The 12,580-nt window shown below is 70.6% G+C and carries 11 protein-coding genes; all 11 read left to right on the top strand.

What is annotated here, in order from left to right:
- Positions 1-365: 365 nt before the first annotated feature.
- Complete coding sequence (gene pdxS, locus AB8Z75_RS21400; protein ID WP_369204390.1) at positions 366-1,298, top strand: pyridoxal 5'-phosphate synthase lyase subunit PdxS; 933 nt, start codon at positions 366-368, stop codon at positions 1,296-1,298.
- Between the two features lie 48 nt (positions 1,299-1,346).
- Positions 1,347-1,937: a pyridoxal 5'-phosphate synthase glutaminase subunit PdxT gene (pdxT, locus tag AB8Z75_RS21395; protein ID WP_369204388.1), complete on the top strand. Its 591-nt coding sequence runs from the start codon at positions 1,347-1,349 to the stop codon at positions 1,935-1,937.
- A 110-nt stretch (positions 1,938-2,047) separates the two neighbouring features.
- Positions 2,048-2,800 carry a YebC/PmpR family DNA-binding transcriptional regulator gene (locus tag AB8Z75_RS21390; RefSeq protein WP_369204386.1) on the top strand — a complete coding sequence of 251 codons (753 nt, stop codon included), beginning with the start codon at positions 2,048-2,050 and terminating at the stop codon, positions 2,798-2,800.
- A gap of 170 nt (positions 2,801-2,970) precedes the next feature.
- A complete protein-coding gene (gene ruvC / locus AB8Z75_RS21385) occupies positions 2,971-3,546 on the top strand; it encodes a crossover junction endodeoxyribonuclease RuvC (RefSeq protein ID WP_369204384.1) in 576 nt (191 codons plus the stop codon).
- Complete coding sequence (gene ruvA, locus AB8Z75_RS21380; RefSeq protein ID WP_369204382.1) at positions 3,543-4,160, top strand: Holliday junction branch migration protein RuvA; 618 nt, start codon at positions 3,543-3,545, stop codon at positions 4,158-4,160. Before ruvC ends, ruvA begins: the two co-directional genes overlap by 4 nt.
- A 4-nt stretch (positions 4,161-4,164) precedes the next feature.
- Positions 4,165-5,223: a Holliday junction branch migration DNA helicase RuvB gene (gene ruvB / locus AB8Z75_RS21375; protein ID WP_369204380.1), complete on the top strand. Its 1,059-nt coding sequence runs from the start codon at positions 4,165-4,167 to the stop codon at positions 5,221-5,223.
- Between the two features lie 163 nt (positions 5,224-5,386).
- Positions 5,387-5,920: a preprotein translocase subunit YajC gene (yajC, locus tag AB8Z75_RS21370; protein ID WP_369204378.1), complete on the top strand. Its 534-nt coding sequence runs from the start codon at positions 5,387-5,389 to the stop codon at positions 5,918-5,920.
- Positions 5,921-6,101: 181 nt separating this feature from the next.
- Positions 6,102-7,946, top strand: a complete 1,845-nt coding sequence (secD, locus tag AB8Z75_RS21365) for a protein translocase subunit SecD (RefSeq protein WP_369204376.1) — start codon at positions 6,102-6,104, stop codon at positions 7,944-7,946.
- Position 7,947: 1 nt separating this feature from the next.
- Complete coding sequence (gene secF, locus AB8Z75_RS21360; RefSeq protein WP_369204374.1) at positions 7,948-9,081, top strand: protein translocase subunit SecF; 1,134 nt, start codon at positions 7,948-7,950, stop codon at positions 9,079-9,081.
- Positions 9,082-9,085: 4 nt separating this feature from the next.
- The gene (locus tag AB8Z75_RS21355; protein ID WP_369204372.1) at positions 9,086-9,661 is read left to right on the top strand and encodes an adenine phosphoribosyltransferase; all 576 of its coding nucleotides are present in this window, start codon (positions 9,086-9,088) and stop codon (positions 9,659-9,661) included.
- Positions 9,662-9,825: 164 nt separating this feature from the next.
- Positions 9,826-12,408 carry a bifunctional (p)ppGpp synthetase/guanosine-3',5'-bis(diphosphate) 3'-pyrophosphohydrolase gene (locus AB8Z75_RS21350; RefSeq protein WP_369204370.1) on the top strand — a complete coding sequence of 861 codons (2,583 nt, stop codon included), beginning with the start codon at positions 9,826-9,828 and terminating at the stop codon, positions 12,406-12,408.
- The last annotated feature ends 172 nt before the right edge of the window (positions 12,409-12,580 follow it).

Here is a 12,580-nt window from a genome sequence, read left to right as displayed (position 1 = left end):
ATGCAGGCCACAGCAGTGCGATTGGCCCTTTTCGCAGGTGACCTCGGTCCACAACAGCCCCCCCCCCCCCCCCCCCCCCCCCCCCCCCCCCCCCCCCCCCCCCCCCCCCCCCCCCCCCCCCCCCCCCCCCCCCCCCCCCCCCCCCCCCCCCCCCCCCCCCCCCCCGTCCGCCGTCCATCCACTCATCCCCCCCCCCCCCCCCCCCCCCCCCCCCCCCCCCCCGGACGGGGGCGGGGCAGCGACATGCAGGCCACAGCAGTGCGATTGGCCCTTTTCGCAGGTGACCTCGGTCCACAACAGTGGCAGGCGGACCCGGTGAGGGTCCGCCGTCCATCCCCTCATCGCCCCTTTCAGCGAGGTCGAACGTGTCAACTCCGTCCACCACCACAGCAACCTCGGAGCCCGCAGCTGTCCAGCCCGAGACCGGTACAGCACGCGTCAAGCGGGGCATGGCCGAGCAGCTCAAGGGCGGCGTGATCATGGACGTCGTCACTCCGGAGCAGGCGAAGATCGCCGAGGACTCCGGCGCCGTCGCCGTCATGGCGCTGGAGCGTGTCCCCGCCGACATCCGCAAGGACGGCGGGGTGGCCCGGATGTCCGACCCCGACATGATCGAGGGCATCATCGGCGCCGTGTCCATCCCCGTGATGGCCAAGTCCCGCATCGGCCACCTCGTGGAGGCGCAGGTCCTCCAGGCGCTCGGTGTCGACTACATCGACGAGTCCGAGGTCCTCACCCCGGCCGACGAGGTCAACCACAGCGACAAGTTCGCCTTCACCACGCCCTTCGTCTGCGGCGCCACCAACCTCGGCGAGGCGCTGCGCCGTATCGCCGAGGGCGCGGCCATGATCCGCTCCAAGGGGGAGGCGGGCACCGGCAACGTCGTCGAGGCCGTCCGGCACATGCGCCAGATCAAAAGCGAGATCGGCAAGCTGACCGTCCTGGACGGCAACGAGCTCTACGCCGCGGCCAAGGAGCTGCGCGCCCCCTACGAGCTGGTCAAGGAGGTCGCGGTCGCGGGCAAGCTGCCGGTCGTCCTCTTCTCCGCCGGCGGCGTGGCCACCCCGGCGGACGCGGCGCTGATGCGGCAGCTCGGCGCGGAGGGCGTCTTCGTCGGCTCCGGCATCTTCAAGTCGGGCGACCCGGCCAAGCGCGCCGCCGCCATCGTGAAGGCCACCACCTTCTACGACGACCCCAAGATCGTCGCGGACGCCTCCCGCGGTCTCGGCGAAGCAATGGTCGGCATCAACTGCGACACGCTCCCCGAGACCGAGCGCTACGCGTCGCGGGGCTGGTGACCCACAGGCCGGGACCCGGCACCCGCTCCCGGAAGGACCCTGAGCATCATGTCTGAGCCGACCATTGGCGTCCTCGCCCTCCAGGGCGACGTCCGCGAACACCTGGCCGCCCTCGCGGCGGCGGGGGCGCGGCCCCTGAAGGTGCGCCGCCCGCAGGAGCTGGACGAGGTGGCGGGCCTCGTCATCCCGGGCGGCGAGTCCACCACGATCAGCAAGCTGGCCACCGCCTTCGGCCTCATGGCCCCGCTCCGCGAGCGGGTGGCGGGCGGCATGCCCGCGTACGGTTCGTGCGCCGGGATGATCATGCTGGCGGACAAGATCCTCGACCCCCGTTCGGGACAGGAGACGGTGGGCGGCATCGACATGATCGTGCGCCGCAACGCCTTCGGGCGGCAGAACGAGTCCTTCGAGGCGGCCGTCGAGATGGCGGCCGTCGACGGAGGTCCCGTGGAAGGTGTCTTCATCCGCGCCCCCTGGGTCGAGTCCACGGGCGCGGCGACGCAGACGCTGGCCTCCTACGAAGGGCACCCGGTGGCCGTCCGCCAGGGCAACCTGCTGGCCACCGCCTTCCACCCGGAGCTGACCGGTGACCACCGGGTGCACGCGCTGTTCACACGGATGGTGCGGTCCGCGGCGTGAGCGCCGCGCGGGCAGGGGCGCGGAGCCCGCGAAGGGGACGTGAGCACACCGAGCCGCTGGCGGTAGGATCTCCGCGTCGAGAGAAGTTGGGACTGTGAAGGAGCGAGGCTGTGTCCGGCCACTCTAAGTGGGCAACCACCAAGCACAAGAAGGCCGTGATCGATGCCAAGCGCGGCAAGCTCTTCGCGAAGCTGATCAAGAACATCGAGGTCGCGGCGCGGATGGGCGGCGCCGACCCGGATGGCAACCCCACCCTCTATGACGCCATCCAGAAGGCGAAGAAGCAGTCGGTTCCCAACAAGAACATCGACAGCGCGGTCAAGCGTGGCGCGGGCCTCGAGGCCGGCGGCGCCGAGTACGAGACGATCATGTACGAGGGCTACGGCCCCAACGGCGTCGCCGTCCTCGTCGAGTGCCTGACGGACAACCGCAACCGCGCCGCGTCCGACGTGCGTGTCGCCATGACCCGCAACGGCGGTTCGATGGCGGACCCGGGGTCGGTGTCGTACCTGTTCAACCGCAAGGGCGTCGTCATCGTCCCCAAGAACGGCCTCAGTGAGGACGACATCCTCGGTGCCGTTCTCGAAGCGGGCGTCGAGGAGGTCAACGACCTCGGCGAGAACTTCGAGGTGCTCAGCGAGGCGACCGACCTCGTCGACGTGCGCACCGCGCTCGTCGACGCCGGAATCGACTACGACTCCGCCGAGGCCAGCTTCGTCCCCAGCATGCAGGTGGAGCTGGACGAGGAGGGTGCGCGCAAGATCTTCAAACTGATCGACGCGCTCGACGACAGCGACGACGTGCAGAACGTCTTCGCCAACTTCGACGTCCCGGACGACGTGATGGCGAAGGTCGACGCGTAGCGCTCCACCCGGCCCGGGCAGCCGTCCGGGCCGACGATCACGGCACAGGTTCCAGGCGGCCCGGCGGAGACACCTTCCGCCGGGCCGTCGGCTCATGTCGGTGCTCCCCGATAACCTGCGGGAACACGGACACGGATGCTCGAAGAGCTCAGCGGGGAAGGGGGACGGCGGTGCGCGTGCTGGGAGTCGACCCGGGGCTGACCCGCTGCGGCGTCGGCGTGGTCGAGGGCGTCGCGGGCCGGCAGCTGACCATGGCGGGCGTGGGCGTGATCCGCACGCCCGCCGAGGCGGAAGTCCCCGACCGGCTGGTGCTCATCGAGCGGGGGATGGAGGAGTGGCTGGACGCGCACCGCCCCGAAGCGGTCGCGGTGGAGCGCGTGTTCACCCAGCACAACGTCCGCACCGTCATGGGCACGGCCCAGGCCAGCGCCGTCGCCATGCTGTGCGCTGCCAGGCGGGGGCTTCCGGTCGCGCTGCACACCCCCAGCGAGGTCAAGGCCGCCGTCACCGGCTCGGGACGCGCGGAGAAGGCCCAGGTCGGCGCGATGGTGACCCGCGTGCTGCGGCTCGCCGCGCCGCCGAAACCCGCGGACGCGGCGGACGCACTGGCGCTGGCGATCTGCCACATCTGGCGCGGCCCTGCGAGCAACCGGCTCCAGCAGGCCGCCGCCGCGCGGCAGTCCCCTTCCGCAACCCGTACGCCGCACAGGAACCGTGCGCAGCACCAGAAAGGCACCGTCCGATGATCGCCTTCGTCTCAGGGCCTGTCGCCGCTCTCGGCCCCGACTCCGCCGTGATCGAGGTCGGCGGAGTCGGCATGGCTCTCCAGTGCACCCCGGGCACGCTGGCCGGGCTGCGGGAGGGCGAGCCCGCCCGCCTGGCCACCTCGCTCGTCGTGCGCGAGGACTCACTGACGCTCTACGGCTTCGCGCAGGACGACGAACGGCAGGTCTTCGAACTGCTGCAGACGGCCAGCGGGGTGGGGCCCCGGCTGGCGCAGGCCATGCTCGCGGTGCACAGCCCCGAGGCGCTGCGGGTCGCCGTCGCCGGCGGGGACGAGAAGGCGCTGACCGCCGTGCCCGGCATCGGCAAGAAGGGCGCGCAGAAGTTGCTGCTGGAGCTGAAGGACAGGATCGGCGCGCCGCTGGGCACGGCCGCCGCCCCGCGGACCGCCGCCGCCTCGGCCGCCGCCGGCTGGAGGGAGCAACTCCACGCCGCTCTCGTCGGACTGGGGTACGCCACCCGCGAGGCGGACGACGCCGTCGTGGCGGTGGCGCCGCAGGCCGAGGCGGACGGGGGTTCACCCGATGTGGGGGTTCTGCTGAAGTCCGCCCTGCAGTCGCTGAACCGGGCACGGTGACGCCATGACGCACGAGGACCGACTGGTGGACGCCCAGGCCGAGGACGAGGAGCAGGCGGTGGAGGCCGCGCTGCGCCCCAAGCAGTTGGGGGAGTTCATCGGGCAGCCCAAGGTGCGCGAGCAGCTGGACCTGGTGCTGCGGGCGGCGAGGGCGCGCGGCGGCACCGCCGACCACGTGCTGCTGTCGGGGGCGCCGGGGCTCGGCAAGACGACACTGTCGATGATCATCGCCGCGGAGATGGGCGCCCCCATCCGCATCACCTCGGGCCCGGCCATCCAGCACGCCGGGGACCTCGCCTCGATCCTCTCCTCCCTCCAGGAAGGCGAGGTGCTCTTCCTCGACGAGATCCACCGGATGTCCCGCCCGGCCGAGGAGATGCTCTACATGGCCATGGAGGACTTCCGCGTCGACGTGATCGTCGGCAAGGGGCCCGGCGCCACGGCCATTCCGCTGGAGCTGCCGCCGTTCACCCTCGTCGGCGCCACCACCAGGGCCGGGCTGCTGCCCCCGCCGCTGCGGGACCGCTTCGGCTTCACCGCCCACATGGAGTTCTACGAGCCGGCCGAGCTGGAGCAGGTGGTGCGCCGCTCCGCACAGCTGCTGGAGGTGCGCACCGACCCAAAGGGCGCCGTGGAGATCGCCGGGCGCTCCCGCGGCACGCCGCGCATCGCCAACCGGCTGTTGCGCAGGGTCAGGGACTACGCACAGGTCAAGGCGGACGGCGTCATCACCCGGCAGATCGCCTCCGCGGCCCTGGAGGTGTACGAGGTGGACGAGCGCGGCCTCGACCGGCTCGACCGCGCGGTGCTCGGTTCCCTGCTGAAACTCTTCGGCGGCGGGCCCGTGGGCCTGTCCACGCTGGCCGTCGCGGTCGGCGAGGAGCGTGAGACAGTGGAAGAGGTGGCCGAGCCGTTCCTCGTCCGCGAGGGGCTGCTGGCCCGGACACCGCGTGGCCGTGTCGCCACCCCCGCCGCATGGGCTCACCTGGGGCTCACCCCGCCTCAGCAGACCCCGCGGGGGGCCTTCGGAGGACCTGGACAGCAGGGTCTGTTCGGAGGGTGACGGTGCGCGTACGCGTCGGGCCAGGAACCTCGGTGCCATGCTTGACGTTGTTCCATCGGCGAAGGCTCGCTTAGACTCCGCCGACGCCCTCCCTCTGCGGAGGCCTGCCCACCCCGAATACCCAGGCCGCTGAGACGCGGCCATGCGAAGGAACTCTTCCGCCGTGGATCCTATTGCTCTGCTCCCGTTCATCGTGATCATCGGGGCCATGTTCCTGATGACCCGCTCCGCCAAGAAGAAGCAGCGTCAGGCCGCGCAGATGCGTGACCAGATGCAGCCCGGCACGGGCATTCGGACCATTGGGGGCATGTACGCCGTCGTCAAGGAGATCCGGGAGGACACCGTCCTCGTGGAGATCGAGCCCGGCACGCACGCGCTGTTCGCCAAGAACGCCATTGGCGCCGTGCTCTCCGATGAGGAGTTCGACCGCATCACGAACGGTCCCGAGGGCGAGGAGTTCGACGTCGACACGGTCGTTCCGGACGACGCCTCCTCGCTGACCGAGAGCGGGGAGACCTCCGACGCGAAGCTGGATCTCGCCAAGAAGGACGCCAAGGGCGCCGAGGACGCCGAGGACAAGGACGCGGACGAGGCGCAGGCCGCCGAGTCGTCCGAGAAGCCGGAGGCGGAGGCGGCCAAGGCCGACACCGCCGAGTCCAAGGACCGCAAGCGGGACGAAGACGCCGACTCCAAGTAAGGTCGGCGCCGCCGGGCCGGGGCTCGACCCGACCGCAGGCCGGGGGCACCCCCTTGCCGAGGGTCGGGAGCCCCAGGGCCCGGCGGCGTAGCACGTCCACAGACCACTTCGCGCGCCGCTGTGCCGCGCCCGGCCGAACTCGGGGGGCGGCACGGGCGGTTGGACAGGGAGAAACGAGAAGGTGGCAGCACCGAAGAGGGGCCGCAAGGCCTCCGGCGCCATGGGGAGGCCGTGGCGCTCCCTAGTGCTCATTTTGCTGGTCACGGCCGGGCTGGTCGCGGGGATGTTCGTCTCCGGCCACAAGTCTCCGCGCCTGGGTATCGACCTCGCGGGCGGTACCAGCATCACGCTCGAGGCCAAGAACCAGCCCGGCAAGCCCAACGCGATCAACAAGACCAACATGAACACCGCCGTCGGCATCATCGAGCAGCGGGTCAACGGTCTTGGTGTGTCGGAGGCCGAGGTCCAGACGCAGGGCGATCGGCACATCATCGTCAACATCCCCAAGGGCACCAACTCCCAGCAGGCGCGCGAGCAGGTGGGCACCACGGCCCAGCTCTCCTTCCGCCCCGTGCTGACGCTCGCTCAGGTCGGCAAGGGCCAGCAGCCGCCCCAGCCCAACCCGTCGTCGTCCGGCTCCGGCAAGAAGTCCGACAAGGGCTCGGGCGAGAGCGCGGACAAGGGTGGCGACAAGAGCTCCGGTGAGAGCGCGGAGAAGGGCTCGGACAAGGGCTCCGGCGAGAGTGCGGACAAGGGCTCAGGACAGGAAGAAGGCGGACAGGGCGGGCAGGGCCGCGCCGTCACCGAGGGCCTGACGGCCAAGACCGCTCCCGAGGACCCCACTCCGACCCCCACCAAGTCCGGCGGCAAGAAGGAGACCCCCGACCCCTCGACGCCGCCGCAGCAGCCGCAGCAGCCCGGGGTCCCCGCCGACCTCGCCAAGAAGCTGAACGCGCTCGACTGCAGCACCAAGGAAGCCCGCGCCAAGGCCAGCGAGAAGGCCTCGAGCTCCAAGGGCTCGCAGCCGATCGTCGCCTGTGACGCCAAGGAGCCGATCAAGTACGCGCTCGGCCCGGTCGCCGTCCAGGGCAAGAACGTCGACAAGGCGAAGGCGGTCTTCGACCAGCAGCGCAGCCAGTGGATCGTCCAGATGTCGTTCAACGACAAGGGCTCCGACCAGTTCGGCGACATCACCGGCAAGCTCTCCAAGAAGCCGCAGCCGCAGAACCAGTTCGCCATCACGCTGGACGGTCAGGTCCAGTCCGCGCCGACCGTGCGCGAGAAGCTGACGAACAACGCGGAGATCTCCGGCAGTTTCACCCAGGAGTCCGCGCAGGAGCTGGGCAACATCCTCTCCTACGGTGCGCTGCCGCTCTCCTTCGAGGAGTCCGACGTCACCACCGTCACCGCCGCGCTGGGCAGCGACCAGCTGACGGCCGGTCTGATCGCGGGCGCCATCGGCCTCGCCCTGGTGGTCCTCTACCTGCTGTTCTACTACCGGGGACTGTCGCTGATCGCGATCCTGAGCCTGCTCGTCTCCGCCGTCCTGACCTACGCGATCATGACGCTGCTGGGCCCCGCGATGGGCTTCGCGCTGAACCTGCCGGCGGTCTGCGGCGCCATCGTCGCCATCGGCATCACGGCGGACTCGTTCATCGTCTACTTCGAACGCATCAGAGACGAGGTGCGCGAGGGCCGCACGCTGCGGCCCGCGGTCCAGCGGGCCTGGCCGCGCGCCCGGCGCACGATCCTGGTGGCCGACTTCGTCTCGTTCCTCGCCGCCGTGGTGCTGTTCATCACCACCGTCGGCAAGGTGCAGGGCTTCGCGTTCACGCTGGGCCTGACCACCGCACTCGACGTCGTCGTGGTCTTCTTCTTCACCAAGCCGGTCATGACGTTGCTCGCGCGCAGGAAGTTCTTCTCCGACGGACACCCCTGGTCCGGACTCGACCCCAAGCGGCTCGGAGCCAGGCCACCCCTGCGGCGCGGCCGGCGCACCGTCAGCACCGACACGAAGGAGGCGTGAGATGTCCCGTCTCGGCAATCTCGGCGCCCGGCTCTACCGCGGCGAGGTCGGCTACGACTTCATCGGGCACCGCAAGATCTGGTACGGCGTCTCGATCCTGATCACCATCACGGCGATCGTCGGGCTCGTCGTCCGCGGCCTCCACATGGGCATCGAGTTCGAGGGCGGCGCCGTCTTCACGACGCCCAAGACGTCCGCCTCGGTCCAGCAGACCACGGACGCCGCGGAGAAGGTCTCGGGCCACCAGGCCATCGTCCAGGCGCTCGGTGACGGCGGAAAGCGCATCCAGATCGCCGAGGTCGACACCAAGACCTCCACCGCGGTCAAGGAGAAGCTGGCCGAGGAGCTCAAGGTCGACGGAAACAAGATCGACGCCCAGCTGGTCGGCCCCAGCTGGGGCGAGCAGATCGCCAACAAGGCGTGGCAGGGCCTGGGGATCTTCATGATCCTTGTGGTGCTCTATCTCGCCATCGCCTTCGAGTGGCGGATGGCGCTGGCCGCCCTCATCGCCCTCATCCACGACATCACCATCACCGTCGGTGTCTACTCGCTGGTCGGCTTCGAGGTCACACCGGGCACCGTGATCGGCCTGCTGACGATCCTCGGCTACTCGCTCTACGACACGGTCGTCGTCTTCGACGGCCTGAGAGAGAGCAGCAAGAACGTCACCAAGCAGACCAAGTTCACCTACGCCGAGATCGCCAACCGCAGTATCAACGGCACGCTGGTGCGCTCCATCAACACCACCGTCGTCGCGCTGCTGCCGGTCGCGGGTCTGCTGTTCATCGGTGGCGGCATGCTCGGCGGCGGCATGCTCAACGACATCGCGCTCTCGCTGTTTGTCGGCCTGGCCGCTGGTGCCTACTCCTCGATCTTCATCGCCACCCCTCTGGTCTCCGACTTCAAGACGCGCACACCGGAGATGAAGGCTCTGGCCAGGCGCGTGCACACCAAGCGGGCCAAGGCGGCGGAGCGCGAGGCGCACGAGCCGGACGGGACGCCGGACGACGACGGCGACGAGGACGAGGACGGCCCCCGCGCGGACCGCGCCGGGCGTACCGCCGCCGGCGTCTCAGGACAGCGGCGGCAGCCACCCGCGCGTGGCCGCGGCAAGCCGTCCGGAAAGCGCAGGTGAGCGGGTGAGTACGCGAGAGTCCTCGACGGCCGCGCAGATCCCCGCGGCTGTGCGGGGGCTGCTGGCCGACCGGATCCACGACGTGGCCGACTATCCCAAGCCCGGGGTGATGTTCAAGGACATCACTCCGCTGCTGGCCGACGCCGAGGCGTTCTCCGTGCTCACGGACGTGCTGGCCGGGATCGCCCGGGAGCACGGCGCCACCAAGATCGTCGGTCTGGAGGCGCGCGGCTTCATCCTCGGAGCCCCGACGGCGGTCCGCGCCGACGTCGGTTTCGTGCCCGTCCGCAAGGCCGGCAAGCTCCCCGGCGCCACGCTCTCCCAGGCCTACGACCTGGAGTACGGCAGCGCCCGGATCGAGGTCCACGCCGAGGGGCTCGCCGAGGGCGACCGGGTGCTGGTGGTCGACGACGTGCTCGCCACCGGCGGGACCGCCGAGGCCTCCGTGCAGCTCCTGCGGCGTACCGGCGCCGAGGTCGTCGGCCTCGCCGTGCTGCTGGAGCTCGGCTTCCTGGAGGGACGCGGCAGGGTCGAGCGTGCTCTCGCGGGCGCGCCACTGGACGCCCTGCTCGCCGTCTGAGCGGCCCGCGCCCCGCCGTCCACCGCGGCACGAGGCGGCCCCCCGACACGTTGTCCGACGACGGGGAGGCCGCCACTCGCCTTCCTCCGCACCCTTCGAGGAGGGGCCGCGCCGCCGGGATGGCTACCATGGCAGTCCGACCTGGGGTCGACCGAGGAGTGCTCTTGCCAGACGAGGCCCAGCAGCTCACCGCAGCACAGCGCAAGGAAGCGGAGGCCGCCGGCGAGGCAGCGCAGCGCCGGCGGGGCGCCGCGTCCGACGGCGCGCTGCCCGCGAAGAGCGAGGGCACAGGACGGTCCCGTTCCGCCGACACCGCCACGCAGCAGGGCGGCAGCCCGCACAGTGGCTCGGGGCGGAGCGGCAAGAGCGCCGAGAACGGCTCCAGGGATCGCGTGGCGCCCGCGCGTGCCGTCTCCGGGGTCTCGGGCCGGTCCGGCTCCTCCAACCGCGTACGCGCCCGTCTGGCGCGCCTGGGGGTGCAGCGTTCCAGCCCCTTCAACCCGGTGCTGGAACCGCTGCTGCGGATAGTGCGCAGCAACGACCCCAAGATCGAGTCCACCACGCTGCGCCAGATCGAGCGGGCGTACCAGGTCGCCGAGCGCTGGCACCGCGGCCAGAAGCGCAAGAGCGGCGACCCGTACATCACCCACCCGCTCGCCGTCACCACCATCCTCGCCGAGCTCGGCATGGACCCCGCCACCCTGATGGCCGGGCTGCTGCACGACACCGTGGAGGACACCGAGTACGGCCTCGACACCCTCCGCCGCGACTTCGGCGACCAGGTGGCGCTGCTGGTCGACGGCGTCACCAAGCTGGACAAGGTCAAGTTCGGCGAGGCCGCACAGGCCGAGACGGTGCGCAAGATGGTCGTGGCCATGGCCAAGGACCCCCGCGTCCTGGTCATCAAGCTCGCCGACCGCCTCCACAACATGCGCACCATGCGCTACCTCAAGCGGTCGAAGCAGGAGCAGAAGGCCCGCGAGACGCTGGAGATCTTCGCGCCGCTCGCCCACCGGCTGGGCATGAACACCATCAAGTGGGAGCTGGAGGACCTCGCCTTCGCGATCCTCTACCCCAAGATGTACGACGAGATCGTGCGGCTGGTCGCCGAGCGGGCGCCCAAGCGGGACGAGTACCTCGCGCTGGTCACCGACGAGGTCCAGGCCGACCTGCGCGCGGCCCGCATCAAGGCCACCGTCACCGGACGGCCCAAGCACTACTACAGCGTCTACCAGAAGATGATCGTCCGCGGCCGGGACTTCGCGGAGATCTACGACCTGGTGGGCATCCGCGTCCTGGTGGACACCGTGCGGGACTGCTACGCCGCGCTGGGCACCGTCCACGCCCGCTGGAACCCGGTTCCCGGGCGGTTCAAGGACTACATCGCGATGCCCAAGTTCAACATGTACCAGTCGCTGCACACGACGGTCATCGGGCCCGGCGGCAAGCCCGTCGAACTGCAGATCCGCACCTTCGACATGCACCGCCGCGCGGAGTACGGCATCGCCGCGCACTGGAAGTACAAGCAGCAGGCCGTCGCCGGCGCCTCCAAGGTGCGCACCGATGTGCCCAAGGGGGGCGGCAAGGGCGGCGCCGCCGACGACACGATCAACGACATGTCGTGGCTGCGCCAACTCCTCGACTGGCAGAAGGAGACCGAGGACCCCGGCGAGTTCCTGGAGTCCCTCCGGTTCGACCTCTCCCGCAACGAGACCTTCGTCTTCACCCCCAAGGGCGACGTCATAGCACTGCCAGCCGGAGCCACACCGGTGGACTTCGCGTACGCCGTGCACACCGAGGTCGGACACCGCACCATCGGCGCCCGTGTCAACGGACGGCTGGTGTCGCTGGAGTCCACGCTCGACAACGGCGACACGGTCGAGGTCTTCACCTCCAAGGCCTCAGGCGCCGGCCCCTCACGCGACTGGCTCGGCTTCGTCAAGTCCCCGCGCGCCCGCAACAAGATCCGCGCCTGGTTCACCAAGGAGCGGCGCGACGAGGCCATCGAACAGGGCAAGGACGCCATAGCGCGCGCCATGCGCAAGCAGAACCTGCCCATCCAGCGCATCCTCACCGGCGACTCGCTGGTCACCCTCGCCCACGAGATGCGCTACCCCGACATCTCCGCGCTCTACGCCGCCATCGGCGAGGGCCACGTCTCGGCGCAGAGCGTCTGCCACAAGCTGGTGCAGGCCCTCGGCGGGGAGGACGAGGCCAAGGAGGACATCGCCGAGACCGCGCCGCCGATGCCGGCGCGCAGCTCCCGCCGGCGCTCGAGCGCCGATCCCGGTGTGGTCGTCAAGGGCGCGGGCTCGGACGTGTGGGTCAAACTGGCCCGCTGCTGCACGCCCGTGCCGGGCGATCCCATCATCGGGTTCGTCACCCGCGGCAACGGCGTCTCGGTGCACCGCACCGACTGCGTCAACGTCGACTCCCTCACCCAGGAGCCGCAGCGCATCCTCGACGTCGAGTGGGCGCCGACCCAGTCGTCCGTCTTCCTGGTCGCCATCCAGGTCGAGGCCCTCGACCGCAGCCGGCTGCTGTCCGACGTCACCCGCGTGCTGTCCGACCAGCACGTCAACATCCTCTCGGCGGCCGTCCAGACCTCCCACGACCGCGTCGCCATCTCCCGCTTCACCTTCGAGATGGGCGACCCCAAGCACCTCGGGCACGTACTCAAGGCCGTACGCGGGGTGGAGGGCGTGTACGACGTCTACCGGGTGACGTCCGCGCGGCGGCCTTCGTAGTCTGATCGAACGCTGTGGTGCGGTAGGCAGTGGTAACCGAACGCTGCCGTGCGGTTCGTCGGCCATTCCGCCGGACCCTCGCTGCTGCGGTCGCGCGCCGTCGCGGCGGACAACAACCGGGGGCTCCGCCCCCGAATCCCCACGGGGCTCCGCCCCCGAACCCCCACGGGGC

This window comes from Streptomyces sp. PU-14G (assembly GCF_041028275.1).
Taxonomy (GTDB): Bacteria; Actinomycetota; Actinomycetes; order Streptomycetales; family Streptomycetaceae; genus Streptomyces.
The sequence above is the reverse complement of the archived record's forward strand: the minus strand, read 5'-3'. Positions and strand labels throughout refer to the sequence as shown.